The 24,178-nt window shown below is 62.5% G+C and carries 24 protein-coding genes, 2 pseudogenes and 1 other annotated feature; of the genes and pseudogenes, 16 read left to right on the top strand and 10 right to left on the bottom strand.

The annotated features are described in order from the left end of the window. Positions 1-35: 35 nt before the first annotated feature. Positions 36-1,241 (bottom strand): serine hydrolase, encoded by a 1,206-nt coding sequence (locus IT763_RS07560; RefSeq protein ID WP_015377270.1) that lies wholly within the window; start codon positions 1,239-1,241, stop codon positions 36-38. A gap of 467 nt (positions 1,242-1,708) precedes the next feature. On the opposite strand from IT763_RS07560, the gene IT763_RS07555 reads away from it, so the two are divergent. Together IT763_RS07555 and IT763_RS07550 are read left to right on the top strand one after the other, a co-directional pair. Further along, positions 1,709-3,076: a cystathionine beta-synthase gene (locus tag IT763_RS07555; protein WP_206195304.1), complete on the top strand. Its 1,368-nt coding sequence runs from the start codon at positions 1,709-1,711 to the stop codon at positions 3,074-3,076. Between the two features lie 12 nt (positions 3,077-3,088). Beyond that, positions 3,089-4,234, top strand: coding sequence for a PLP-dependent aspartate aminotransferase family protein (locus tag IT763_RS07550; RefSeq protein ID WP_206195303.1), 1,146 nt, complete (start codon positions 3,089-3,091; stop codon positions 4,232-4,234). Between the two features lie 59 nt (positions 4,235-4,293). Here IT763_RS07550 and IT763_RS07545 read toward each other — a convergent pair whose 3' ends face one another. Next, positions 4,294-5,316, bottom strand: coding sequence for an isopenicillin N synthase family oxygenase (locus IT763_RS07545; protein ID WP_206195449.1), 1,023 nt, complete (start codon positions 5,314-5,316; stop codon positions 4,294-4,296). Then, positions 5,261-5,497: a hypothetical protein gene (locus IT763_RS07540; protein WP_206195302.1), complete on the bottom strand. Its 237-nt coding sequence runs from the start codon at positions 5,495-5,497 to the stop codon at positions 5,261-5,263. Before IT763_RS07540 ends, IT763_RS07545 begins: the two co-directional genes overlap by 56 nt. Positions 5,498-5,604: 107 nt before the next feature. Here IT763_RS07540 and IT763_RS07535 point away from each other — a divergent pair, with 107 nt between their 5' ends. Together IT763_RS07535 and IT763_RS07530 are read left to right on the top strand one after the other, a co-directional pair. Then, positions 5,605-6,261, top strand: coding sequence for an HAD family phosphatase (locus IT763_RS07535; RefSeq protein WP_206195301.1), 657 nt, complete (start codon positions 5,605-5,607; stop codon positions 6,259-6,261). Between the two features lie 89 nt (positions 6,262-6,350). Then, positions 6,351-6,971: a glutathione S-transferase family protein gene (locus tag IT763_RS07530; RefSeq protein ID WP_033640845.1), complete on the top strand. Its 621-nt coding sequence runs from the start codon at positions 6,351-6,353 to the stop codon at positions 6,969-6,971. A gap of 13 nt (positions 6,972-6,984) precedes the next feature. Here the strand turns inward: IT763_RS07530 and IT763_RS07525 are convergent, their stop codons facing one another. Beyond that, the gene (locus tag IT763_RS07525) at positions 6,985-8,085 is read right to left on the bottom strand and encodes a PQQ-dependent sugar dehydrogenase (RefSeq protein ID WP_016928391.1); all 1,101 of its coding nucleotides are present in this window, start codon (positions 8,083-8,085) and stop codon (positions 6,985-6,987) included. A 131-nt stretch (positions 8,086-8,216) separates the two neighbouring features. On the opposite strand from IT763_RS07525, the gene IT763_RS07520 reads away from it, so the two are divergent. Continuing rightward, positions 8,217-8,636 (top strand): GNAT family N-acetyltransferase, encoded by a 420-nt coding sequence (locus tag IT763_RS07520; RefSeq protein WP_049241084.1) that lies wholly within the window; start codon positions 8,217-8,219, stop codon positions 8,634-8,636. Positions 8,637-8,647: 11 nt separating this feature from the next. Continuing rightward, on the top strand, positions 8,648-9,631 hold the full coding sequence (locus IT763_RS07515) for a magnesium and cobalt transport protein CorA (protein WP_015377262.1): 984 nt from the start codon (positions 8,648-8,650) through the stop codon (positions 9,629-9,631). Between the two features lie 74 nt (positions 9,632-9,705). Here the strand turns inward: IT763_RS07515 and IT763_RS07510 are convergent, their stop codons facing one another. The 3 genes from IT763_RS07510 to speB form a co-directional block, all read right to left on the bottom strand. Beyond that, the gene (locus IT763_RS07510) at positions 9,706-10,515 is read right to left on the bottom strand and encodes a nitrilase-related carbon-nitrogen hydrolase (protein WP_206195300.1); all 810 of its coding nucleotides are present in this window, start codon (positions 10,513-10,515) and stop codon (positions 9,706-9,708) included. A 103-nt stretch (positions 10,516-10,618) separates the two neighbouring features. Then, positions 10,619-12,004: a sodium:solute symporter gene (locus IT763_RS07505; protein WP_143778776.1), complete on the bottom strand. Its 1,386-nt coding sequence runs from the start codon at positions 12,002-12,004 to the stop codon at positions 10,619-10,621. Between the two features lie 77 nt (positions 12,005-12,081). Beyond that, entirely contained in the window at positions 12,082-13,014 is a 933-nt protein-coding gene (speB, locus tag IT763_RS07500) for an agmatinase (RefSeq protein WP_164052578.1), read from the bottom strand. Positions 13,015-13,263: 249 nt separating this feature from the next. On the opposite strand from speB, the gene IT763_RS07495 reads away from it, so the two are divergent. After that, a complete protein-coding gene (locus tag IT763_RS07495) occupies positions 13,264-14,187 on the top strand; it encodes a LysR family transcriptional regulator (RefSeq protein WP_206195299.1) in 924 nt (307 codons plus the stop codon). Here IT763_RS07495 and IT763_RS07490 read toward each other — a convergent pair. Beyond that, positions 14,184-15,008 (bottom strand): SDR family oxidoreductase, encoded by an 825-nt coding sequence (locus IT763_RS07490; RefSeq protein ID WP_016928401.1) that lies wholly within the window; start codon positions 15,006-15,008, stop codon positions 14,184-14,186. The genes IT763_RS07495 and IT763_RS07490 overlap by 4 nt on opposite strands. A 229-nt stretch (positions 15,009-15,237) precedes the next feature. Between IT763_RS07490 and hisL the strand changes: the two genes are divergently transcribed. The 9 genes from hisL to hisIE all read left to right on the top strand — a co-directional run bounded on the left by hisL (position 15,238) and on the right by hisIE (position 22,524). After that, positions 15,238-15,285, top strand: a complete 48-nt coding sequence (gene hisL, locus IT763_RS07485; RefSeq protein ID WP_100396937.1) for a his operon leader peptide — start codon at positions 15,238-15,240, stop codon at positions 15,283-15,285. Beyond that, positions 15,261-15,387, top strand: a sequence feature (His leader region). (Overlaps the previous gene by 25 nt.) A gap of 71 nt (positions 15,388-15,458) precedes the next feature. Then, positions 15,459-16,358, top strand: a complete 900-nt coding sequence (gene hisG / locus IT763_RS07480; RefSeq protein WP_004938793.1) for an ATP phosphoribosyltransferase — start codon at positions 15,459-15,461, stop codon at positions 16,356-16,358. A gap of 4 nt (positions 16,359-16,362) precedes the next feature. Continuing rightward, positions 16,363-17,670: a histidinol dehydrogenase gene (gene hisD, locus IT763_RS07475; protein ID WP_033640853.1), complete on the top strand. Its 1,308-nt coding sequence runs from the start codon at positions 16,363-16,365 to the stop codon at positions 17,668-17,670. Beyond that, the gene (hisC, locus tag IT763_RS07470) at positions 17,667-18,755 is read left to right on the top strand and encodes a histidinol-phosphate transaminase (RefSeq protein WP_206195298.1); all 1,089 of its coding nucleotides are present in this window, start codon (positions 17,667-17,669) and stop codon (positions 18,753-18,755) included. The genes hisD and hisC overlap by 4 nt, the downstream gene beginning before the upstream one ends. Next, positions 18,752-19,819 carry a bifunctional histidinol-phosphatase/imidazoleglycerol-phosphate dehydratase HisB gene (hisB, locus tag IT763_RS07465; RefSeq protein WP_016928404.1) on the top strand — a complete coding sequence of 356 codons (1,068 nt, stop codon included), beginning with the start codon at positions 18,752-18,754 and terminating at the stop codon, positions 19,817-19,819. Before hisC ends, hisB begins: the two co-directional genes overlap by 4 nt. Beyond that, entirely contained in the window at positions 19,819-20,409 is a 591-nt protein-coding gene (hisH, locus tag IT763_RS07460; RefSeq protein WP_004938803.1) for an imidazole glycerol phosphate synthase subunit HisH, read from the top strand. Before hisB ends, hisH begins: the two co-directional genes overlap by 1 nt. A gap of 5 nt (positions 20,410-20,414) precedes the next feature. Further along, positions 20,415-21,152, top strand: a complete 738-nt coding sequence (gene hisA / locus IT763_RS07455; RefSeq protein ID WP_016928405.1) for a 1-(5-phosphoribosyl)-5-[(5-phosphoribosylamino)methylideneamino]imidazole-4-carboxamide isomerase — start codon at positions 20,415-20,417, stop codon at positions 21,150-21,152. Beyond that, on the top strand, positions 21,134-21,910 hold the full coding sequence (hisF, locus tag IT763_RS07450) for an imidazole glycerol phosphate synthase subunit HisF (protein WP_016928406.1): 777 nt from the start codon (positions 21,134-21,136) through the stop codon (positions 21,908-21,910). The genes hisA and hisF overlap by 19 nt, the downstream gene beginning before the upstream one ends. Next, a complete protein-coding gene (gene hisIE / locus IT763_RS07445) occupies positions 21,904-22,524 on the top strand; it encodes a bifunctional phosphoribosyl-AMP cyclohydrolase/phosphoribosyl-ATP diphosphatase HisIE (protein WP_049299812.1) in 621 nt (206 codons plus the stop codon). Before hisF ends, hisIE begins: the two co-directional genes overlap by 7 nt. 74 nt (positions 22,525-22,598) lie before the next feature. On the opposite strand, the pseudogene gnd reads toward hisIE, so the two are convergent. Further along, positions 22,599-23,546: pseudogene (gene gnd / locus IT763_RS07440) on the bottom strand (decarboxylating NADP(+)-dependent phosphogluconate dehydrogenase); the annotation flags it as partial. Between the two features lies 1 nt (position 23,547). After that, a pseudogene (locus tag IT763_RS07435) lies at positions 23,548-23,727 on the bottom strand (SDR family NAD(P)-dependent oxidoreductase); the annotation flags it as partial. Positions 23,728-24,178: the final 451 nt, after the last annotated feature.

Here is a 24,178-nt window from a genome sequence, read left to right as displayed (position 1 = left end):
GATGGTGCGCCCGGGGCGCTCCCACATCAGGCTATTCAGCCGAAGATCCCGCCGAACCACTGGCTCAGCTTCATCATCACCATATCCCAGATGCGGCTGAAGAAGTTGCCCTCTTTCACCTCTTGCATCGCCACCAGCGGGTGCTGCTCGATGGTCTTGCCGTCCAGCTGGAAATCGATGGTGCCGACCACCTGGTTTTTCGCCAGCGGTGCCTCCAGCGTCGGTTGGGTCAGCTTGTAGCTGGCCTTCAGGTTTTTCATCTGCCCTTTCGGAATGGTGACCGAAGCGTCTTTCGCCACGCCGAGCGGCACTTCGCTGACGTCGCCGAACCACACTTTCTGGGTGACGAACGGCTTATCGGCCTTGATCGGCGTCGCGGTTTCATAGAAGCGGAAGCCCCAGGTCAGCAGCTTTTCGCTCTCGCTAAAGCGCACGCGATCGCTCGGCGCGCCTAAAACCACCGAGATCAGACGCATCGGGCCGTCGGTGGCGGACGCCACCAGGTTGTGGCCGGCGCCGCTGGTGTAACCGGTCTTGATGCCGTCGACGTTCAGGTTGCTGCTCCACAGCAGACGGTTGCGGTTAATCTGGCGGATCTTGTTAAAGGTGAACTCTTTCTCTTTATGCAGCGCGTATTCGTCCGGCACGTCGCGGATCAGCGCCTGACTCAACAGCGCCATGTCGCGCGCGGTGCTGTACTGCCCTTCCGCATCCAGACCATGCACCGTCAGGAAGTGGGTATTCTGCAGCCCCAGAGATTTGGCGTAGTTGTTCATCAGGCCGACGAACGAATCCTGGCTGCCCGCCACGTAGTCCGCCAGCGCGATGCTGGCGTCGTTGCCAGACTGGATCACGATGCCTTTATTCAGTTCCAGCACCGGCACCTGATCGCCGGGCTTGATAAACATCAGCGAAGAACCGCGCAGCGCCGGGTTACCCGGCGCCCAGGCATCTTTGCCGACGGTGACCATGTCTTCCGGCTTGATCTTGCCGGCCTTGATCGCCTGGCCGATCACGTAGCTGGACATGATCTTGGTCAGGCTGGCGGGATCGAGACGGGTGTCGGCATTGCCTTCGGTCAGCACCTTGCCGCTGTTGTAGTCCATCAGAATGAAGGCCTTGGCGTCTACCTGCGGCGGCGCCGGCGGCTCAGCCGCGTGCACGGCCGGGGCGGCCAGCAACAGGATGCCTACGCTGAAGGTCAGTTTTTTCAGGGAAGTGGATAAGTTTTTTTTCATCATGACGTCGCCAGAGTGTCCATTCAAAACCATTGAAATAGCGTTAACTTTCAAACATGTTCACGTTTTAAGCCAACCAGCGAGAGTGGCCCGGTGCGCGCGTGCCGGCCGCAACCCCTTGCGGCGCCCGTAGCGGGTAACACAACGCACCGAAAATGCCCTTGCTGTGAGTTTATGTGATTTATCTTATTTTTGCAGGGTTTAGCGTGAATTTTCAGCATTTTTACATAACTGTACGCAGCCCCCCGCTTATCGTTCAAAAAAGCATCGCGACGCGCATTTTTGCATCCACCCACGGCTACACGGCCAAGCATCTGCACCGCTAAACATCTGCGCATCCATACGTCTAAAAAAGATTAATATATTCCATAATGGCATATAGAACCGTTATTTGTTCTTTTTAAAGCGCTTATCCTCAGCGCTATCATCCGCACAAAGACTTTTATACCGAATAATCCTGGAGATGAGTCATGGCAATCCCCCATTCCGTCATCGAGATGATTGGCAATACCCCGATGCTGGAACTGACCCAGTTCGATACCGGCCCATGCCGGCTGTTCGTCAAGCTGGAGAACCAGAATCCCGGCGGTTCGATCAAAGACCGCGTGGCGCTGTCGATGATCGAACAGGCCGAGCGCGACGGCAAACTGCAGCCGGGCGGCACCATCATCGAAGCCACCGCCGGCAATACCGGCCTGGGGTTGGCGCTGGTAGCGGCGCTGAAAGGCTATAAGCTGCTGCTGGTGGTGCCAGACAAGATGAGCCGCGAGAAGATCTTCCACCTGCGCGCGCTGGGCGTGGAAGTGCTGCTGACCCGCTCGGACGTCGGCAAAGGGCATCCGGCTTACTATCAGGATTACGCCAAACGTCTGGCCGGGGAGATCCCCGGCGCCTTTTATATCGATCAGTTCAACAACCCAGCCAATCCGGCGGCCCATACCACCACCACCGCGCCCGAACTGTGGCGGCAAATGGAGCATGACGTGGACGCCATCGTGGTCGGCGTCGGCTCCGGCGGCACGCTGGGCGGGCTGAGCCACTATTTCGCCGAGGTTTCGCCGCAGACGGAATTCGTGCTGGCCGACCCTGCGGGTTCAATACTGGCGGACTATCTCGACAACGGCCACATCGGCGAAGCGGGCAGCTGGCTGGTGGAAGGCATCGGCGAAGACTTCGTCCCGCCGCTCAGCGACTTTGACCAGGTCCGCAATGCTTACCGCATCGGCGACGCCGAAGCCTTCACCACCGCGCGCGAGCTGCTGCGCAAGGAAGGCGTGCTGGCGGGCTCCTCCACCGGCACCCTGCTGGCCGCCGCCCTGCGTTATTGCCGCGCGCAAACCGAACCCAAGCGGGTGGTGACCTTCGTCTGCGACAGCGGCAACAAATACCTGTCTAAAATGTATAACGACCACTGGATGCTGGAACAGGGTCTGCTGAGCAAACCGCAGCACGGCGATCTGCGCGATCTGATCGCCTACCGCCACGACGAAGGCGCCGCCGTTTCCGCCGCGCCGGACGATACGTTGGCGATCGTGCACGCCCGCATGCGGCTGTACGACATCTCTCAGCTGCCGGTGCTGGAAGGCGATCGGGTGGTCGGTCTGATCGATGAGTGGGATCTGCTTAACGCCGTCCAGGCCGACGCCGCCCACTTCAGCCTGACGGCCGGCAGCGCGATGACCAAACAGGTCCATACGCTGCAAAAGGAAGCCGGCTACGAGGAATTACAGGCCACCTTCAACCATGGCCACGTCGCGGTGGTGCTCGACGGCGAGCGCTTCCTCGGCCTGATTACCCGCACAGACGTGCTTAACGCCTGGCGCCAAAAATTACGTTAATAAGGACCCATTATGGCCAAGTTTGATACGTTGACCGTTCACGCCGGTTACACCCCGGACGCGACCGGCGCAGTGATGCCGGCGATTTACGCCACCTCCACCTACGCCCAACCGGCGCCGGGCGAACATACCGGCTATGAATATTCCCGCAGCGCCAACCCGACGCGCACCGCGCTGGAAAGCGCCATCGCCGAACTGGAAGGCGGCAGCCGCGGCTACGCCTTCGCCTCCGGTCTGGCGGCCTGCTCCACGGTGCTGGAGCTGCTCGATAAAGACAGCCACCTGATCGCGGTAGACGACCTGTACGGCGGCACCTATCGCCTGCTGGAAAAAGTGCGCAGCCGCACCGCCGGCCTGCGCGTGACTTACGTGTCGCCGGCGGATCTCGCCCGATTGGAACAGGCGATCGAACCGGATACCAAAATGATCTGGGTGGAAACCCCGACCAACCCGCTGCTCAAGCTGGCGGATCTGAGCGCCATCGCCGCGATCGCTAAAAAGCATCAGCTTATCAGCGTGGCGGATAATACCTTCGCTTCGCCGTATCTGCAGCGTCCGCTGGATCTGGGCTTTGACGTGGTGGTGCACTCCGCCACCAAATACCTCAACGGCCACTCCGACGTGGTGGCCGGCGTCGCGGCGGTGGGGGATAACCCGGCGCTGGCGGAACAGCTCGGTTTCCTGCAAAACGCGGTCGGCGGCATTCTCGATCCGTTCAGCAGCTTCCTGACGCTGCGCGGCATTCGCACTCTGGCCCTGCGCATGCAGCGCCACAGCGACAGCGCGCTGCGTATCGCCCAGTGGCTGGAGAGCCAGCCGCAGGTGGAAAACGTCTACTACCCCGGCCTGCCGAGCCATCCGCAGCATGCGCTGGCGGCACGCCAGATGACGCGCTTCGGCGGCATGATCTCGGTACGGTTGAAAGGCGACGACGCCTATGCGCGCCGGGTCATCCAGCGTTCGCGCCTGTTCACCCTGGCGGAAAGCCTGGGCGGCGTGGAAAGCCTGATCAGCCAGCCGTTCAGCATGACGCACGCCTCCATTCCGCTGGAACAGCGCCTGGCAACCGGCATCACGCCGCAGCTGGTGCGCCTGTCGGTGGGGATAGAGGATGTGGAAGATCTGATCGCCGATCTGCAGCAGGCGCTGGCGGAATAATCGCCGCATCAGCGCACCATCAGCCCGGCCGACGCGCCGGGCTTTTTTACGCCCGGCGTTCAGACGCCGATGACGTCCTGATAAAAACGGTGCGCCACATCGGGATGGGAGCGGATGCGGCCTTTCAGGTAGTTATACCCCACGTCGCGCAGCAGCGGGTTGAGCGGATCGCTGGCCGGGCCGCGCGCCTGCGCCGCCAACTGCGGCGGCAATTGATACAGCGGCACCACCGCGTCCAGCCGTGCGCCGAGGAAGAACGCGATCGACAGCCTGTCGCGCCCCGCCGGCGGCGTTTCCACCCGGTGCACCGTGGCGCGCAGATAGCCGTTGGTCGCCAGTTCCAGCAGCTCGCCGATGTTCACCACGAAAGTGTCTTCACGCGGTTGGGCGTCGATCCACCGCCCTTCGCTCACCTCCACCTGCAGCCCTTTTTGCGCGTCCTGCAGCAGGAAGCTGAGAAACCCGGAGTCCTTGTGCGCGCCGACGCCCGGTGCGCTGCCGGTGGCGTCCCGCCCCGGATAGCGGATCAGTTTGATGTGCTCGTTGGGCTTCTCGCCGTACAAGCGATCGAACGCCTGCTCCGGCAGCGACAGCGCCAAAGCGAAAGCGCGCAGCAGCCGCAGCGACATGGCGGTCATCGCCTGTTGCCACTCCAGCAGCAGCGGTTTCAGCGCCGGCAGCGCCGCCGGCCACTGATTTGGCCCCTGCAGACGCGCCCAGCGCGGCGTGTCATCAGCCAGCGTCAGCGCCGGGCGTTCGGCGCCGATATCGAACTGTTCGCGCCAGTCAGGCTGCCCGCGCGTGAGCTCCGCCGCCGCCCGGTTGTAACCGCGAAAGTGCGGCGAATGCACCATCTGCACCGCCAGCTTGTCGGCTTCCGGCAGGGCGAAAAATTGCCGCGCGGCGTGCTGCAGTCGCGCATTCAACGCGCCGTCCACGCCGTGCCCGCGCAGATAGAAAAAACCGACGTCGCGGGCCGCCGCGCGCAAATCGTCGAGAAAGGCGCGCCGCTGGCGCGCATCGCCGTCAAGCTGCGAAAGATCCAGCAGCGGCAACGTCTTCAGCGTCGTCAAGTGCGTCATCATGCGGTTCCTCTTCTTCCCCGATCACGATCGGGCTGCCGTACAGGCGAATAATCAACATTGTCACTCCCTGGCGGGTAGCTGCATTTGCCCCATAGTTACCATCGCGCTCGCCGGGACGGCCAATATTGTTGCGTTCTAAGTTATGCAAACGTTCAACAAACTGTCGCAAAACCGTCATCAATGTTTCTTATGCTCTGCGCAATTTCGCCGACGCCGCTGGCTGGCGACGTGCGCTATCCGCTATCCTGTAAACGACCTCATACCCTGCCTGCCGGAGAAATACTGATGGATTTAGCCTTATTCGACCTGGATGAAACCCTGATTGACGATGACAGCGCCAGCCTGTGGATCCGCTGGCTGGTCGGCCAGGGCTTCGCGCCGGCGGAGCTGGAACTGCAGGAGCAGCAGCTGATGCAGCTCTATTATCAGGGCAAGCTGTCGATGGAGGACTACATGCAGGCCACGCTGGCGCCGCTGACCGGCCTGAGCGTGCAAACCGTGGCCGGCTGGGTGCAACGCTACATCCGGCGCGACATCCTGCCGCGCGTCTATCCCGCCGCCCGTGAACGCCTGCAGTGGCACCGCGAACGCGGCGACTGCATCCTGGTGATCTCCGCCACCGGCGAACACCTGGTGGCGCCGATCGCCGAACAGCTCGGCGCCGACGATGCGCTGGCGATCGGCGTGGAAATCAGCGACGGCCGCTTCACCGGCCACACCTACGGCACCATGACCTACCAACAGGGCAAGGTGATCCGCCTGCAACACTGGCTGGCGCAGCATCCGCACCTGAAGTTCGAGCACAGCCACGGCTACAGCGACTCCCTCAACGACAAGGCGATGCTGCAATTCGTCGACAGCGCCACGGTGATCAACCCCGACAGCGAGTTGAGCGCGCTGGCGGCGGTGCGCGGCTGGGAAGTGTGCCGCTGGGAGCGTTGATCGGCAGACAAAAAATGCCCTGCGGTGTGACAAAAAGCGCATTGTGGCGTAGGTATTAAGGGTCTTTAATCCGCTAACGGAGTTATCCCATGCTGACCATTTGGGGTCGTGAGAATTCGAACAACGTCAGGAAGGTGCTGTGGTGCGCCGCCGAACTGGGGCTGAGCTATACCCACATCAACGCCGGCGGCGCGTTCGGCAAGGTCAACGAAGAGAGTTACCGCGCGTTGAACCCGAACGGCCTGGTGCCGCTGCTGCAGGACGATGACTTCGTGCTGTGGGAGTCCAACACCATCGTGCGCTACCTGGCGGCGAAATTCGGCGACGCGGCGTTCTATCCGCAAGATCTGCAGGCGCGCGCCGCCGCCGAGAAATGGATGGACTGGACCACCTCGACCATCGTTCCGGCCTTCACCATCGTCTTTTGGGGCCTGATCCGCACCGCGCCGGAGCAACGCGACATGGCGAAAATCGAAGCGGCGATCGCCACGCTGGAAAAACACTTCGACGTCATTGAACAGACGCTGGCGCACCAGCCTTACCTCTCCGGCGACGCATTCGGCTTCGGCGATATCCCGCTCGGCAGCTTCGCCTACGGCTGGTTCGAGATGCCGATCGCCCGCCGCCCGCGACCGAACATGGAGCGCTGGTATCAGCAGCTGCGCGCTCGCCCGGCCTATCAGCGCGGCGTGATGAGCGAGCTCACCTGACGCGTGCGGGGCGTTACGACGCCCCGACCTTCAGCAGCTTGCCGTCCCGTTCGTCCGTCAGCAGATACAAATAGCCATCCGGCCCGCTGCGCACCTCGCGGATGCGTTCGCCGCGATCGCCCAGCAGCCGCTCTTCCGCCACCACTTTGTCACCCTCAAGCGTCAGGCGAATCAGTGCCTTTTGCGCCAGCGCGCCGATGAACAGCGAGTGACGCCAGGCGGGGAAACGCTGCCCGTCATAGAACGCCATGCCGCTGAGGCCGGGCGAGACTCGCCAATAGTGCAGCGGTTGTTCGGTGCCGGGCACCCGTTCTCCTTTGGCCTCCGGGATCGGCTGGCCGGAATAGTTGATGCCGTAGGTGGCCAGCGGCCAGCCGTAGTTTTTACCCGGCAGCGGGATATTGAGCTCATCGCCGCCGCGCGGGCCGTGCTCGTGTTCCCAGATCGCGCCGCTCCACGGGTTCAACGCCAGCCCTTGCGGATTGCGGTGGCCGTAAGACCAGACCTCCGGGCGTTTACCTGCCTGGCCGACCCAGGGATTATCCGGTGGTATCGCGCCCTCGGCGGTCAGCCGCACCAGCTTGCCCTGCAGCTTGTCGGTCTCCTGCGCCGTCGGCCGCTGGTTGTTTTCGCCCAGCGCGATAAACAGGTAGCCCTGCCGATCGAACGCCAGCTTGCCGCCAAAGTGATTGCCGACCGACAGCTTGGGCTGCTGACGGAAGATCACCTTAAAGTTTTCCAGCCGCGCGCCGTCGTCACTCAGGCGGCCATAGCCGACCGCCGTGCCGGCTTTGCCGCCCTCGCCCGATTCGGCGAAGCTCAGGTACACCCGGCGGCTGGCGGCGAAGTCGGGCGCCGGCAACACCTCCAGCAGGCCGCCCTGTCCTTCGGCGTAGACCTGCGGCACGCCGGCGATCGGCGGCGACAGGCCTTTGCCTTGCTGCCACAGCCGCAGCCGGCCGGGCCGTTCGGTGATAAGCAGGCCTTGTTCCGCCGGCAAGAAGGCCAGCGACCACGGGTGTTCCAGGCCGTCCTGCAATTGGCTGACCGTCGGCGCGGCGTGCAGCAGGCCGCTGCACAGCAGCAAACCGGCCAGCAGAGTCAATCGGGGCATGGCGTCCTCCTGAAGATGAAATGACCCGTTTAGTGTAGTCCAGCCCATCGGAATGGGTGTTTACATTACATTTCAACGGGTTGCCTTTTAGCCGCAGTGTGCTTAAGTTAATCCATAACCCAGGAGGAAAAATGGACATTACCGTTACCGACGCGATTGACGAACATACCCTCGATGCGATCAGGCAAGGCCTGCGCGCTTACAACCTGCCGCATATCGACGCCAGCCACCGCAAGCCGCTCAGCGTCTATGCGCGCGACGAGGCCGGCACGGTGATCGGCGGGCTGACCGCCGAAACCTGGGGCAACTGGCTGAGCATCGAGTGGCTGTGGGTGGCGGATACCCAGCGCGGCAGCGGCCTCGGCGGCCGGCTGATGCGCGCCGCCGAGCACGAGGCGCAGGCGCGCGGCTGCCGCTACGCCCGTCTCGACACCTTCAGCTTCCAGGCGCGGCCGTTCTACGAAAAGCTCGGCTATCAGCTGCAAATGACGCTGAAAGAGTATCCGGTGGAACACGAGTGCTATTTTCTTACCAAAACCCTGACTGATTGATGGATGGACAGATGGACAGCAAAAGCATGGTGGTGAACTGTGTGGCGTACAAAGCCGGCCAACGGCTGGGCGAAGTGACCATCGACGATATCAGCGAGGTGGTCAAACAGCCGGACACCTTCGTCTGGCTGGGGTTGCGGCAGCCGGAGCCGGCGTTTATGCGCAAGGTGCAGGAGGAGTTCGGCCTGCACGATTTGGCGATCGAAGACGCGCTGTGCGCGCACCAGCGGCCGAAGCTGGAGACCTACGGCGACTCGCTGTTCATCGTGGTGAAAACCGCGCAGTGGGGCGAGCACGACGAAATCGAATACGGCGAAACCCACTTCTTCGTCGGCAAAAACTTTCTGGTGACGGTGCGCCACGGCGCCTCGCCCAGTTACGCGCCGATCCGCGCCAAAGCGGAAGAGAACCACAAGCAGATGTGCCGCGGGCCGGGCTTCGCCCTCTATTCGGTGTTGGACTTCGTGGTGGATAACTACCGCAGCGTGGTGACGCGCTTCGAGAGCACCATCGAGAACATCGAAGCCAACATGTTCCAGTCGGAGTTCGATCAGGCGGCGATCGAGAACGTCTATACCCTGCGCCGCCACCTGCTGGCGCTGCGCAACGCCGCGCTGCCGATGGATGAAATCTGCAACCAGCTGATTCGCCTGCACGAAGAGGTGATCCCGAAAGAGCTGCGCGCCTACGTGCGCGACGTGCAGGATCACGCGCATCAGGTGGTCAGCAACATCGACGACATGCGCGAAATGCTGACCAACGCCATGCACGTCAACCTGGCGCTGGTGACGGTCAAACAAAACGAAGTGGTGAAACGGCTGGCGGGTTGGGGGGCGATTTTGGCTATCCCGACGGTGATCTTCAGCCTGTACGGGATGAACTTCGCCGACATGCCGGAGTTGAAATTCCCGTGGGCCTATCACGCCACGCTGGGGGCGACCGCCGTCGGCTGTATTTTCCTGTATCAGAAGCTGAAGAAATCAGGCTGGCTGTAAGCGCCAAAACGGCGGATTTTCCCGCCGGAGAAACGATCGGCGGGGCAGCCGGATCCGCCGACTGCCCCGCCGCTTCAATACAGCATCGGCCGCCGATCGCGATGCACATGATTGTAGCGGCCGATGCGCTTGTCATCGGCCGTGCTGATATCCATTTCCGCCAGCACCATGCCTTCGCCTGTCAGGCTCTGCGTCAACGGATAGCCATCGGCGTCGACGATCACCGATCCGCCGATCCACGCAACGCCGCATTCCGTTTCGCAACGATCGCACACCGCGATGAACAGCCGATTGACGGCGGCGTTGGCCTGCGCCTTCACCATCTCCGCCGGCCGTTCTCCCTGCGGGCGCGGCGCCAGCGGCCAGTTGACCGGTGCGCACAGCAGCTGAGCGCCGGCCAGCGCCGGCAGACGCACCCATTCGGGGAATTCAAGATCGTAGCAGATCATCACCGCCAACCGGCCAAAGCGCGTCTCGACGACCGGCGGCGGCCGATCGCCGGGGGTAAAGATCGTGCTCTCCTCATGCCACAGGTGGGCCTTGCGGTAAATCGCCCTCACGCCCTGCGCATCGATCAACGCCGCGCTGTTGGCCACCCCGCCATCGGGCAGCCGCTCGCAGAAACCGGCGACGATCGCCACATCCAACTCGCGCGCCAGGGTCCCCCACAGGCTGAGGCTAGGCCCGTCCTCGGCTTCGGCCAACGCCAGCGCCTCCGCCTTATCGCGCAGCACGTAGCCGCTGTTCACCAACTCCGGCAACACGATGACGTTGGCGCCGCGCTGCGCCGCCCGGCGGATAGCCTGGGCGGACAGCGCCCGATTGTGATCCGCTTCCCCTACCCGCAACGCTAACTGGCAGCATGCGACGCTGATCGTACCCATGACTCACCTTCTCCTTACCTTCACCGTTAAACCGACAGGGCGGCGATGCGCCCTGCTCCTCAGTAAATCAGTAAAGGCGCCGTGATAAAAGCCCGGCTCGCCCTCAGCGTTCAGTTTGAGTCTCCAGCTGCGGCGCCGGGCGGCTCAGCAGGCTGCCCAGCACGAAGGCGACGCCGCCGCCCAGCAGACCGCCGTAGATCGGGCTGTTGGCGTCGATACCGTGCCAGATCATCAGCCCCACCACGCACAGGCTGCCGGTCAGCATGCTGGCGATGGCGCCGGCGCTGGTGGCGCGCGGCCAGAAGATAGCCCCTACCAACGGGATCAGCATGCCGCCCACCAACAGGTTGTAAGCCAGCGTCAGCGCCGCCAACACGTCGCGCACCACAAACGCCAGCCCCAGCATGACCGCGCCCATGAAAAGCGTGGTGAAGCGCCCGGCGGCCAGCCCGCCGGAAGGTTTACGGCGGATGGCCGGCAGCACGTCCTCCAGCGCGATGGTCGAAGACGCCAACAGGCAGGCGCTGGCAGTGGACATCAGCGCCGCCAAGGCCGCGGCGGCCACCAGCCCGCTGACGCCAACCGGCAACACCGCTTGCGCGATGGCGGCGAAGGCGCCGTCGGTGTTGCTGAGTGACGGCAGCACGATCTTGCCGGCCATGCCGATCAGCGCGCCGGTCACGCCGTACAGCACGCAATAGACGCCCGCCCCCAGCCCGGCGAAGCGCGCCACATTGGCGCTACGGGCGGTGAACACCCGCTGCCAGATGTCCTGGCCGATCAGAATGCCGAAGAAGTAAATAAGGAAGAACACCAGAATGGTGTCCAGCCCGATCGACGACAGTTGGTAGTAACCGGCGGGCAGCAGGCTGGTGAACGCCTCCCAGCCGCCGGCCTTGACGATGCTCATCGGCATCAGCACCAGCATCATGCCGACGGTCATGATGATGAACTGAATGATGTCGGTCAGCGTCAGCGACCACATGCCGCCCAGCGTCGAATACAGCACTACCAGCCCGCCGCCGAGCAGGATGGATGCGCTGAACGACAGGCCGAACATCACCTGCATCACGCTGCCGATGGCGATGATCGAGGTCACCGCCACCATCAGGTCATACGCCAGCATGATCGCGCCGCTGGTGACCCGCGCCGCCGGGTGATAGCGCCGCGACAGCACCTGGCTGACGGTATACAGCTTCAGCTTGAGCAGCGGCTTGGCCAGCACCAGGCTCAGTACCACGATGCCCATCCCCAACGCGCCGCACAGCCAGACGCCGGAGATACCGTAGGTGTAGCCGAGCTTGACACTGCCGATGGTCGACGCGCCGCCGAGCACCACCGCCGACAGCGTGCCCAGATACAGCCCCGGCCCCAGGTTGCGCCCGGCCACCAGATACGCCTCTTTGGAGTTGGCGCGGCGAATGCCCATCCACCCCACCGCGCCTATCACCAGAAAGTAAAACACCACGACCAGCAGATCGAGATTCATGGGTACCTCCACTCCGTAGTTATTGTTATCAGGGGCCCCGACGCAACCGCTCCGCCGGTAGAGTCAGTGCGCCGGCCTCAACGGGCCGGCAGCACGCACAACATTTCAAACAACAGGTTGGCGGCCAGCAGCGCGGTGTTGCCGGAGCGATCGTAAGGCGGCGACACTTCCACCACGTCGCCGCCGACCAGGTTCAACCCACGGCAGCCGCGCACGATCTCCAGACCTTGCCAAACCGACAGCCCGCCGACCTCCGGCGTGCCGGTGCCCGGCGCGAAGGCCGGATCCAGCCCGTCGATATCGAAACTGAGATAAATCGGCGCTTCGCCCATCTGCTCGCGGATCTCCGCCATCAGCGGCGTCAGCGACCGGTGCCAGCAGGCCTCTGCCGGCACCACGCGGAAGCCCTGGCGGCGTGACCAGTCGAAGTCGTCCGCCGCATAGCCACTGCCGCGCAGGCCAATCTGCACCACCTTTTCCGGCGCCAGCAGCCCCTCCTCAAACGCGCGGCGGAAAGTGGTGCCGTGCGCCAGTTGTTCGCCGAACATCTCCTCGTTGGTATCGGAATGCGCATCGACGTGGATCAGCCCGACCGGACCATGACGACGGGCAATGGCGCGCAGCACCGGCAGCGTCAGGGTGTGATCGCCGCCGAGCGTCAACGGCGTGCAACCGTGCGCCAGGATCTCGTGGTAAGCCGCCTCGATACGCCGTACGCTGTCCGCCAGGCTGTAGGGGTTGATGGCGACATCCCCCAGATCGGCCACCTGCAGCCGTTCGAACGGCGCAGAGCCGGTACCCATGTTGTAGGGGCGGATCATCACCGATTCCTGGCGGATCTGGCGCGGGCCATAGCGAGTGCCGCTGCGGTTGGAGGTGCCGATATCGAGTGGAACGCCGACGAAGGCGGCGTCCAGACCGCGCGCCTGTTCGGCCGCGGGCAGGCGCATCATGGTGGGGAGGCCGGCAAAGCGCGGCATATCGTTACCGCTTTGGGGTTGGTTCAGCATGGCGTTTCCTTGTCTTTATCTGCGATGGATTGAAACATTTGAGCAACATTCGCAGGCTACCCCGTTGGCCACCTCGGCTACCATTCCCGCTTTTGCATGTAAACATCGAAAAACGCGATGCAACTAACTTATTGAAGTATTGATTTTTATTTAAAATTCATGCCATAAGGAAGGCCATATCTTCAGCGCCGCACCTATTTCTTCGATGTTAAAAATGGGTTAACCGGCCGACGTTCTGCGGAGGGGGCGATGCTCACCAACCTAAGCGATATCGATCTGAAACTGCTGCGGGTGTTCGTCGCAGTGGCGGAAGCCCAGGGCGTCAGCGCCGCGCAGGAAGCGCTGCTGATGAACCAATCCACCATCAGCACCCACCTGGCCTCGTTGGAAACCCGGCTGGGTTTTCGCCTGTGTCAGCGCGGGCGCTCCGGCTTCCGGCTGACGCCCAAGGGCGAACGCATGCTGATCGCCTGCCGCTCGCTGTTCAACGCCGCCCGCGACTTCACCCGGGTCAGCCAGTCGCTGAACGGCCTGCTGACCGGCGATCTGCAAATCGGTCTGGTGGATAACCTGGTTTCGCTGCCGGACAATCCGTTCAGCCAGGCCATCAAACACTTCCAGCGCCGACATCAGGACGTGCAATTGCAGTGCCGCATCTGTTCGCCGAACGAGATTGAGCAAGGGCTGCTGCACCGGCAGCTCGATCTGGGCATCGGCTACTTCGGCCAACAGCTGGAAGCGTTGCGTTATCAGCCGTGGCTGGAGGAGACGCAGGCGATCTATTGCAGTGAGGATCACCCGCTGTTCGCGGTGGAAGAACCGGAGCGCGAGCAGATTGAAAACGCGCGCTGGGTCAAGCGCGGCTACCTGCTGGCGCAGCAGCTGTGCCCGATCGCGCCGCCGCATCTGGCGGCGGTGGCTCACCATATGGAAAGCGTCGCCCATCTGGTGCTGAGCGGCACCTGTCTTGGCTATCTGCCCACCCACTACGCGGCGCGCTGGGTGGAACAGGGGCTGCTGCGGCAGTTGGGCGGCGCGGCGCTCTCTTACCGCGCCACGCTCAGCCTGGTCAGCCGCCCCGTCCAGCCCGACGAGGCGTTGAACGCGCTGCTGGAGGATTTGGTGCGCGCTGGCGAAAAAAACCCCGCATTTGCGGGGCATGATGACGTTTAGCTGACCGGCATGCGCGCCGGATCGGGATGCTGGTACTCGAAACCCAGCTCGTTGCAGATGCGGTTGCCGTCCACCAGTCGCTCATCCTGCTCCGCCTCGTCGGCGAACTGCGGCGGCTCCAGGTGCAACTGCTCGGCCAGCGCCGGATAAAATTCGCGTTTGGCCGGATGACGCGGCGCGCACAGGTTGTACACGTGGCCCCCCTTCGGCAGCTTCAGCAACAGTTGGATGGCGGCGATGACGTCGTCCTGGTGCACCAGATTTACCCCCTGCGAACCGCCCTTCACGTCGAGTTTTCCCGCCAGGAAGCGGCCGGGGTGACGATCGGCGCCCACCAGCCCCGCCAGGCGCAGAATGTCCACCGAGGTATTCGGCAATTCATGCAACCAACGTTCGAGCTCGGCCAACACCCGGCCCGACGGCGAGACCGGCCGCAGCGGCGACTCTTCGCGCAGCGTGCCGGCAGTTTCGCCGTACACCGAGGTGGAACTGGTGAAGATCACCCGCGGCACGCCAAAGGCCATCGCGCTGTCCACCAGCATGCGCACCGCATTGAAATAGTTTTCGCTGCCTTCGACGGTGCGGCGAGCGGGCAGTGTCACCACCAGCGCATCCACACGCAGCAGCGATTCCAGATCGTCCGGATCGCACACCAGCTCCGGCGTCAGCTCCAGTTGGTAACATTCGATGCCGCTCATGCGCGCGGCCTCGACGCCGTCCGGCGTGGTTTTGCTGCCGACCACGTCATACCCGCGCCCCATCAGCGACAGCGCCAACGGCATGCCCAGCCAACCCAAACCAATAATGGCTACCTTTTTCATCCTCTTCCTCTCCTGAAGATCGCAGCGCCCTACCCCTAAGGCTACGCCACTGCGCACGGCGATACAATCTGCCCGGCTTAAGGTCAGGTAAAGCCGTCTGTGGCTAATAACCTAACCTGTTTCAATAAATTAAATTTATGACGTTAAAAAAGGGTTGCGCGGTGGACAGCGGATAGTTTAGCTTAATTGGCATACGGTTTTTACCGGCTTTTGATTAGAGAAAAACACCATGACACGCGTTCAGTTCAACCACCATCATCACCATCACCCTGACTAGTCTTTCAGGCGATGAGTGCTGGAAGACGGTTTGTTAATCTTCCAGTGGCGCGCAGAACGCAAGAGAGAGCCCTCGGAAGATTTCTTCCGAGGGTTTTTTTTTGGCTCCGGACAGACAGAAAAGAATAGTTTTTACAATAAATTCATAAAATTACAGATTAAACAGAGGTTACCATGCTGGACAAGACACGTTTACGGATCGCAATGCAGAAGTCGGGCCGCCTGAGCGATGAATCCCAGGAACTGCTGGCGCGCTGCGGCATCAAGATCAACCTGCAGCAACAGCGTCTGATCGCCTTCGCGGAAAACATGCCGATCGATATCCTGCGCGTGCGCGACGACGATATTCCGGGCCTGGTGATGGACGGCGTGGTCGATCTCGGCATCATCGGCGAAAACGTGCTGGAAGAAGAACTGCTCAGCCGCCGCGCCCAGGGCGAAGACCCGCGTTACTTCACCCTGCGCCGCCTCGATTTCGGCGGCTGCCGCCTGTCGCTGGCCACCCCGCTCGACGCCGAATACACCGGCCCGCAAAGCCTGCAGGACGCCCGCATCGCCACCTCTTACCCGCACCTGCTGAAGCAATACCTCGACAAGCAGGGCGTGCGCTTCAAATCTTGCCTGCTGAACGGCTCGGTGGAAGTGGCGCCGCGCGCCGGCCTGGCCGACGCCATCTGCGATCTGGTCTCTACCGGCGCCACGCTGGAGGCCAACGGCCTGCGCGAAGTGGAGGTGATCTACCGCTCCAAGGCCTGCCTGATCCAGCGCGACGGCGAAATGCCGGAAGCCAAACAGCAGCTGATCGATCGCCTGATGACCCGCATTCAGGGCGTGATCCAGGCGCGTGAATCCAAATACATCATGCTGCACGCGCCGAGCGAGAAACTGGACGAGATCGTCGCGCTGCTGCCGGGCGCCGAGCGCCCGACCATTCTGCCGCTGGCCGGCGCGCAGAACCGCGTGGCGATGCACATGGTGAGCAGCGAAACCCTGTTCTGGGAAACCATGGAAAAACTGAAAGCGCTCGGCGCCAGCTCGATTCTGGTGCTGCCGATTGAAAAGATGATGGAGTAACGCCATGTCGACCTTCAACACGCCGATCGATTGGGCGACCAGCAGCGCCGAACGCCAGACCGAGCTGCTGATGCGCCCGGCAATCGCCGCCTCTGACAGCATCACCCGCACGGTGAGCGAAATCCTCGACAACGTGAAGGCCAACGGCGATCGGGCGCTGCGCGACTACAGCGCCCGTTTCGACAAGGCGGAAGTCTCGGCGCTGCGCGTCAGCGCCGAGCAGATCGCCGCCGCCGCCGCGCGGTTGGGCGACGACATCAAACAGGCGATGGCGGTTGCCGTCGCCAACGTGGAAACCTTCCACAACGCGCAGCGACTGCCGCCGGTGGACGTCGAAACGCAACCGGGCGTGCGCTGCCAACAGGTGACCCGCCCTATCGACTCGGTGGGTCTGTATATTCCCGGCGGATCGGCGCCGCTGTTCTCCACCGTGCTGATGCTGGCGACGCCGGCGCGCATCGCCGGCTGCCGCCGGGTGGTGCTGTGCTCGCCGCCGCCGATCGCCGATGAGATCCTGTATGCGGCGCAGCTGTGCGGCGTGCAGGAAGTGTTTCAGGTCGGGGGCGCGCAGGCGATCGCCGCCCTGGCGTTCGGCACCGAGAGCGTGCCGCGCGTGGCGAAGATCTTCGGGCCGGGCAACGCCTTCGTGACCGAAGCCAAGCGGCAGGTCAGCCAGCGCCTCGACGGCGCGGCCATCGACATGCCTGCCGGCCCTTCGGAGGTGCTGGTGATCGCCGACGCCGGCGCCACCCCGGCATTCGTCGCTTCCGATCTGCTGTCGCAGGCCGAACACGGCCCGGATTCGCAGGTGATCCTGCTGACGCCGGACGCGGCGATGGCGCAGGCGGTGGCCGACGCGGTGGAAAGCCAGCTGGCCGAGCTGCCGCGTGCCGAGACCGCCCGTCAGGCGCTGGCGAGCAGCCGCCTGATCGTAGCGCGCGATCTGTCCGAGTGCGTGGCGATCAGCAACCGCTACGGCCCGGAGCACCTGATTATTCAGACCCGCAATGCGCGTGAACTGGTGGACGGCATCACCAGCGCCGGTTCGGTGTTCCTCGGCGACTGGTCGCCGGAGTCCGCCGGCGATTACGCCTCCGGCACCAACCACGTGCTGCCGACCTACGGCTACACCGCCACCTGCTCCAGCCTGGGGCTGGCCGATTTTCAAAAACGCATGACGGTGCAGGAACTGACGCCGCAGGGCTTCAGCAACCTGGCCGCCACCATCGAGACGCTGGCTGCCGCCGAGCAGTTGATCGCCCACAAGAATGCCGTGACCCTGCGCGTCGCCGCCCTGAAGGAGCAAGCATGAGCATCGAAAAACTGGCGCGCACCAACGTTCGCGAGCTGACCCCTTATCAATCGGCGCGCCGCCTCGGCGGCAAGGGCGACGTATGGCTGAACGCCAACGAATACCCGATCGCCCCGGAATTCCAGCTGACCGCGCAAACCTTCAACCGCTATCCGGAGTGCCAGCCGGCGCAGGTGATCGAACGCTACGCCGCCTATGCCGGGGTGAAGAAAGAGCAGGTGCTGGTCAGCCGCGGCGCCGATGAAGGCATCGAGCTGCTGATCCGCGCCTTCTGCGAGCCGGGCAAAGACGCCATTCTGTTCTGCCCGCCGACCTACGGCATGTACGCCGTCAGCGCCGAAACCTTCGGCGTGGAGCGCCGCACCGTGGCCGCCAAAGAAGACTGGCAGCTGGATCTGCCGGCCATCGCGGACAGCCTGGACAACGTAAAGCTGATCTACGTCTGCAGCCCGAACAACCCAACCGGCAACCTGATCGATCCGGACGATCTACGCAGCCTGCTGGAGCTGGCCAAAGGCAAGGCGATCGTCGCGGTGGACGAAGCCTATATCGAGTTTTGCCCGCAGGCTTCGGTGGCCGGCTGGCTGAGTGACTACCCGCACCTGGCTATTCTGCGCACGCTGTCGAAGGCCTTTGCGCTGGCCGGCCTGCGCTGCGGCTTTACGCTCGCCAATGAAGATCTGATTGCCCTACTGCTGAAGGTGATCGCGCCTTACCCGCTCTCGACGCCGGTGGCGGATATCGCCGCGCAGGCGCTGAGCGAAGAAGGTATCCGCACCATGCGCCAGCGCGTCACCGACATCGCAGCCACCCGCAGCTGGCTGCAGCAACAGCTGGAGAAATGCGCCTGCGTCGAGCAGGTTTTCGCCAGCGACAGCAATTACCTGCTGGCCCGCTTCACCGCCTCAAGTAATGTGTTTAAAAGCTTGTGGGATCAGGGCATTATCTTACGAGACCAAAACAAACAGCCCGGGTTGTCCGGCTGCCTGCGCATCACCATAGGCACCCGCGACGAATGTCAACGCGTGGTGGACGCCTTGTCCGCCCTGCCCGGCGCCAACCAGACTCGCCAGGAGCCAATGTGAGCCAAAAAATCCTCTTTATCGATCGTGACGGCACGCTGATCGCCGAGCCACCGGAAGATTTCCAGGTTGACCGCCTGGACAAGCTGGCGCTCGAGCCAGACGTGATCCCTTCCCTGCTGGCGCTGCAACAGGCGGGGTATCAGCTGGTGATGATCACCAATCAGGATGGGCTCGGCACCGCCAGTTTCCCGCAGGAAACCTTCGATCCGCCGCACAACCTGATGATGCAGATCCTCAGTTCCCAGGGCATTCAGTTCACCGATGTGCTGATCTGCCCGCATCTGCCGGCGGACAACTGCGACTGCCGCAAGCCGAAAACCGCGCTGGTGAAGGGCTACCTGGAACCCGGCGTGCTCGATACCGCACACAGCTACGTGATCGGCGATCGGCCGACCGATGTGCAGCTGGCGGAAAATATGGGCATCCAGGGGCTGCGTTACCAGCGCGGCGTGCTGGGTTGGAAAGAGATCGTGCGCCAGCTGACCCTGCGTGACCGTCACGCGCGGGTTAACCGCGTGACCAAAGAGACGCAGATCGACGTCAACGTGTGGCTGGATCGCGAAGGCGGCAGCAAAATCAAAACCGGCGTCGGCTTCTTCGACCACATGCTGGATCAGATCGCCACCCACGGCGGCTTCCGCATGGAGATCGACGTCAAAGGCGACCTGTATATCGACGATCACCACACGGTGGAAGACACCGGCCTGGCGCTGGGTGAAGCGCTGAACAAGGCATTGGGCGACAAGCGCGGCATCGCCCGCTTCGGCTTCGTGTTACCGATGGACGAATGCCTGGCGCGCTGCGCGCTGGATATCTCCGGCCGCCCGCACCTGGAGTACAAAGCCGAGTTCAACTATCAGCGCGTCGGCGATCTCAGCACCGAAATGGTCGAGCACTTCTTCCGTTCGCTGTCTTACACCATGGGCTGCACGCTGCACCTGAAGACCAAGGGCAAAAACGACCACCACCGGGTCGAGAGCCTGTTCAAAGTGTTTGGCCGCACGCTGCGCCAGGCGATCCGCGTCGAGGGCAATACCCTGCCGAGTTCGAAAGGAGTGCTGTGATGAACGTGGTGATTTTGGATACCGGCTGCGCCAACCTGGCCTCCGTCACCTACGCGGTGCGGCGCCTGGGCTATCAGCCGGAGGTGAGCCGCGATCCGGAGATCGTGCTGCGCGCCGACAAGCTGTTCCTGCCGGGCGTCGGCACCGCGCAGGCGGCGATGGATCAGCTTCGCGAGCGCGATTTGATCGAACTGATCAGGGCCTGCACGCAGCCGGTGCTGGGCATTTGCCTCGGCATGCAGCTGCTGGCGGCCAGCAGCGAAGAGAACGGCGGTGTGACCACGCTCGGCCTCATCGATACGCCGGTGAAGCAGATGACCGACTTCGGCCTGCCGCTGCCGCACATGGGCTGGAACCAGGTGTCCGCGCAGGCGGGCCACCATCTGTTCCGCGGCATCGATGACGGCGCCTACTTCTATTTCGTACACAGCTATGCGATGCCGATATGTCCCAGCACCATCGCCCAGGCGAACTACGGCGAGCCCTTCACCGCCGCCGTGCAAAAAGACAATTTCTTCGGCGTGCAGTTTCATCCAGAACGATCTGGAGCGGCCGGCGCGCAACTGTTGAAAAACTTTCTGGAGATGTAGGCAGCATGATTATTCCGGCTTTGGATTTGATCGACGGCAACGTGGTGCGTTTGCATCAGGGCGATTACGGCCAGCAGCGCGACTACGGCAACGATCCGCTGCTGCGTCTGCAGGACTATCAACAACAGGGCGCGCAGGTGCTGCATCTGGTCGATCTGACCGGCGCCAAGGATCCGGCGGCGCGCCAGATCCCGCTGCTGCGCAAGCTGCTGGCGGGGGTTGACGTGCCGGTGCAGGTCGGCGGCGGCATCCGCAACGAGCAAGACGTCAGCGCCCTGCTGGAGGCCGGTGCCACGCGCGTGGTGATCGGCTCCACCGCGGTGAAACAACCGCAGTTGGTGCAGAGCTGGTTCGAGCGCTACGGCGCCGACGCGCTGGTGCTGGCGCTGGACGTGCGCATCGACGCACAGGGCGTGAAGCGCGTGGCCATCAGCGGCTGGCAAGAAGATTCCGACGCCACGCTGGAACAGGTGGTGGAGCAGTTCCTGCCCTACGGGCTCAAGCACGTGCTGTGCACCGATATTTCGCGCGACGGCACGCTGGCCGGTTCCAACGTGGCGCTGTATCAGGCGATCAGCCGCCGTTATCCGCAGGTGGCCTTCCAGGCCTCGGGCGGCATCGGCAATCTGGACGACATCGCCCAGCTGCGCGGCAGCGGCGTTGCCGGCGTGATCGTGGGGCGCGCCCTGCTGGAAGGTAAATTTAGCGTTGAGGAGGCGATCGCATGCTGGCAAAACGGATAATCCCGTGCCTGGATGTTAAAGACGGGCAAGTGGTGAAAGGCGTGCAGTTCCGCAACCACGAAATCATCGGCGACATCGTGCCGCTGGCGCAGCGCTATGCGCAAGAAGGCGCGGACGAGCTGGTATTTTACGATATCACCGCCTCGAGCGACGGCCGGGTGGTGGACAAAAGCTGGGTGTCGCGCGTGGCGGAGGTGATTGATATTCCGTTCTGCGTCGCCGGCGGCATTAAAAGCGCCGAGGACGCCAGCCAGATCCTGTCTTTCGGCGCCGACAAGATTTCGATCAACTCGCCGGCGCTGGCCGATCCTGAGCTGATTAGCCGCCTGGCTGAACGCTTTGGCGTGCAGTGCATCGTGGTGGGCATCGACACCTGGTTCGACAGTGAAACCGGCAAGTATCATGTCAACCAATATACCGGCGACGAGAGCCGCACCCGAATCACCCAGTGGGAAACCCTCGACTGGGTGCAGGAAGTGCAGCGCCGCGGCGCCGGTGAGATCGTGCTGAACATGATGAACCAGGACGGCGTGCGCAACGGTTACGATCTGCAGCAGCTGCGCCGGGTGCGCGAGGCCTGCAAGGTGCCGCTGATCGCCTCCGGCGGCGCGGGCACCATGGCGCACTTCCTGGAAGCGTTCCGCGATGCGGACGTCGACGGCGCGCTGGCGGCATCGGTGTTCCACAAACAAATCATCAATATCGGCGAACTGAAAAGGTTCCTGGTCGAACAAGGCGTGGAGATTCGCGTGTGCTGACAGAACAACAGAGAAACCAGCTGGACTGGGAAAAAACCGACGGCCTGATGCCGGCCATCGTGCAGCACGCCGTTTCCGGCGAAGTGCTGATGCTGGGTTACATGACGCCGGAAGCGCTGGCGACCACCGAGCAAAGCGGCAACGTCACCTTCTTCTCGCGCACCAAGCAGCGCCTGTGGACCAAGGGTGAAAGCTCCGGCCACTTCCTCAAGGTGGTCAGCATCACGCCGGACTGCGATAACGACACGCTGCTGATATTGGCCACCCCGATCGGCCCGACCTGCCACCTCGGCAACAGCAGCTGCTTCCACCCGGCCGCCAGCGACTGGACGTTCCTCTATCAGTTGGAACAGCTGTTGGCGGAGCGCAAGCACGCCAGCCCGGACAGCTCGTACACCGCCAGCCTGTACGCCAGCGGCACCAAGCGCATCGCGCAGAAGGTCGGGGAGGAAGGCGTGGAAACCGCGCTGGCCGCCACGGTCAACGATCGCGAAGAGCTGACCAACGAAGCTTCGGACCTGATCTATCACCTGCTGGTGCTGCTGCAGGACCAGGATTTGGATATGAGCGCGGTGATCGGCCGGCTGCGCGAAAGGCATCAGAAAAAAGCGTGACGTTAAATCACGCGCAATAAAAAAGCCGCCGGGCGTTAACCTCGGCGGCTTTTTTTATCGCTCAACGGGCGGGATTATTCCATCCATTCGGTATGGAACACGCCTTCCTTGTCGATACGTTTATAGGTGTGCGCACCAAAGTAGTCGCGCTGCGCCTGGATCAGGTTCGCCGGCAGCACCGCAGAACGGTAGCTGTCGTAGTAGGCGATCGCGGCGGAGAAGGTTGGCGTAGGAATGCCGTTCTGCACGGCGTAAGCCACCACGTCACGCAGCGCCTGCTGGTACTCGTCGGCGATTTGCTTGAAGTATGGCGCCAGCAGCAGGTTGGCGATATCGGCGTCCGCCGCGTAAGCGTCGGTGATCTTCTGCAGGAACTGGGCGCGGATGATGCAGCCGGCGCGGAAGATCTTGGCGATTTCGCCGTAGTGCAGATCCCAGTTGTTTTCTTTAGACGCGGCTTTCAGCTGAGAGAAGCCCTGCGCGTAGGACACGATCTTGCCCAGATACAGCGCGCGACGCACTTTCTCGATGAATTCAGCTTTGTCGCCGGTGAACGGCGCCACTTTCGGGCCGGTCAGCACTTTAGACGCGGCAACGCGCTGATCTTTCAGCGAGGACAGGTAGCGCGCGAACACCGATTCGGTGATCAGCGACAGCGGTTCGCCCAGATCCAGCGAGCTCTGGCTGGTCCACTTGCCGGTGCCTTTGTTGGCAGCTTCGTCCAGGATCACATCGACCAGGTATTTACCCTCTTCGTCTTTCTTGGTGAAGATGTCTTTGGTGATGTCGATCAGGTAGCTGTTCAGTTCGCCCTTGTTCCACTCGGCGAAGGTTTCGGCCAGCTGCTCGTTGCTCAGATTCAGCGCCTGTTTCAGCAGAGAATAGGCTTCGGCAATCAGCTGCATGTCGCCGTATTCGATGCCGTTGTGCACCATCTTCACATAGTGGCCGGCACCGTCTGCGCCAATGTAGGTCACGCAAGGCTCGCCTTCCGCAACCGCAGCGATTTTCTCCAGGATCGGCCTGAACATCACCTTGGTAAAACACGGCGGCTTTTCCCGTCAGTTTCTCTACGCGGTGTAAAGACTCCGCTGACGAGTTCGACAGATTATCCAATACCACCACCTCTTCACCGCGCTCCAACAGCATCAACACTGTATGTGAACCGATGTAGCCGGCTCCGCCAGTAACTAAAACCGCCATACAAACCCCTCACTCGCGCCCAACGCGCTCAAGAAAAACAGCCGTCTAAAGCCATAGGCTTATTTTAAATAAAACGTAGAATCACGCATCCTTTTCGACCATCAAAGGTTTACGGCTCATCGACCGTAAAGCACCATAAACGGCAACGGTCGCTCTCTCTCGTCGCGTCATGACTCTGGCACCTGAGAGCCGTTCAGGCCGAACTCAGCCATCACTGCGTGCTGAAAAACACGGATTAAAACCGCTAGCACGCCGCGCTCTCTGCGTTATCACACAGCTTAACTGCGCCGGAGGCAGCGATTGAATACAACCGGTTGATACAGTGCCATCGCCCCTCTGGCAAACGAACGAAAATCAGGCCTGCGGCCACCGACCGATAACATAACGCAACAAAACAAAAAGAGCAGCTTAACGCTGCTCCCTTTCAGATAAATACTCGCCTCATCGCAAA

This window comes from Serratia sp. CMO1 (genome assembly GCF_015689115.1).
Classification (GTDB): domain Bacteria; phylum Pseudomonadota; class Gammaproteobacteria; order Enterobacterales; family Enterobacteriaceae; genus Serratia; species Serratia marcescens.
This window is presented reverse-complemented; position numbering and strand designations above follow the sequence as displayed.

Excerpts from the sequence above, each read along its gene's own strand:
- IT763_RS07560 (WP_015377270.1), bottom strand. The coding sequence starts at position 1,241 with ATGATGAAAAAAAACTTATCCACTTCCCTGAAAAAACTGACCTTCAGC.
- IT763_RS07555 (WP_206195304.1), top strand. The coding sequence starts at position 1,709 with ATGGCAATCCCCCATTCCGTCATCGAGATGATTGGCAATACCCCGATG.
- IT763_RS07550 (WP_206195303.1), top strand. The coding sequence starts at position 3,089 with ATGGCCAAGTTTGATACGTTGACCGTTCACGCCGGTTACACCCCGGAC.
- IT763_RS07545 (WP_206195449.1), bottom strand. The coding sequence starts at position 5,316 with ATGACGCACTTGACGACGCTGAAGACGTTGCCGCTGCTGGATCTTTCG.
- IT763_RS07540 (WP_206195302.1), bottom strand. The coding sequence starts at position 5,497 with ATGACGGTTTTGCGACAGTTTGTTGAACGTTTGCATAACTTAGAACGC.
- IT763_RS07535 (WP_206195301.1), top strand. The coding sequence starts at position 5,605 with ATGGATTTAGCCTTATTCGACCTGGATGAAACCCTGATTGACGATGAC.
- IT763_RS07530 (WP_033640845.1), top strand. The coding sequence starts at position 6,351 with ATGCTGACCATTTGGGGTCGTGAGAATTCGAACAACGTCAGGAAGGTG.
- IT763_RS07525 (WP_016928391.1), bottom strand. The coding sequence starts at position 8,085 with ATGCCCCGATTGACTCTGCTGGCCGGTTTGCTGCTGTGCAGCGGCCTG.
- IT763_RS07520 (WP_049241084.1), top strand. The coding sequence starts at position 8,217 with ATGGACATTACCGTTACCGACGCGATTGACGAACATACCCTCGATGCG.
- IT763_RS07515 (WP_015377262.1), top strand. The coding sequence starts at position 8,648 with ATGGACAGCAAAAGCATGGTGGTGAACTGTGTGGCGTACAAAGCCGGC.
- IT763_RS07510 (WP_206195300.1), bottom strand. The coding sequence starts at position 10,515 with ATGGGTACGATCAGCGTCGCATGCTGCCAGTTAGCGTTGCGGGTAGGG.
- IT763_RS07505 (WP_143778776.1), bottom strand. The coding sequence starts at position 12,004 with ATGAATCTCGATCTGCTGGTCGTGGTGTTTTACTTTCTGGTGATAGGC.
- speB (WP_164052578.1), bottom strand. The coding sequence starts at position 13,014 with ATGCTGAACCAACCCCAAAGCGGTAACGATATGCCGCGCTTTGCCGGC.
- IT763_RS07495 (WP_206195299.1), top strand. The coding sequence starts at position 13,264 with ATGCTCACCAACCTAAGCGATATCGATCTGAAACTGCTGCGGGTGTTC.
- IT763_RS07490 (WP_016928401.1), bottom strand. The coding sequence starts at position 15,008 with ATGAAAAAGGTAGCCATTATTGGTTTGGGTTGGCTGGGCATGCCGTTG.
- hisG (WP_004938793.1), top strand. The coding sequence starts at position 15,459 with ATGCTGGACAAGACACGTTTACGGATCGCAATGCAGAAGTCGGGCCGC.
- hisD (WP_033640853.1), top strand. The coding sequence starts at position 16,363 with ATGTCGACCTTCAACACGCCGATCGATTGGGCGACCAGCAGCGCCGAA.
- hisC (WP_206195298.1), top strand. The coding sequence starts at position 17,667 with ATGAGCATCGAAAAACTGGCGCGCACCAACGTTCGCGAGCTGACCCCT.
- hisH (WP_004938803.1), top strand. The coding sequence starts at position 19,819 with ATGAACGTGGTGATTTTGGATACCGGCTGCGCCAACCTGGCCTCCGTC.
- hisA (WP_016928405.1), top strand. The coding sequence starts at position 20,415 with ATGATTATTCCGGCTTTGGATTTGATCGACGGCAACGTGGTGCGTTTG.
- hisF (WP_016928406.1), top strand. The coding sequence starts at position 21,134 with ATGCTGGCAAAACGGATAATCCCGTGCCTGGATGTTAAAGACGGGCAA.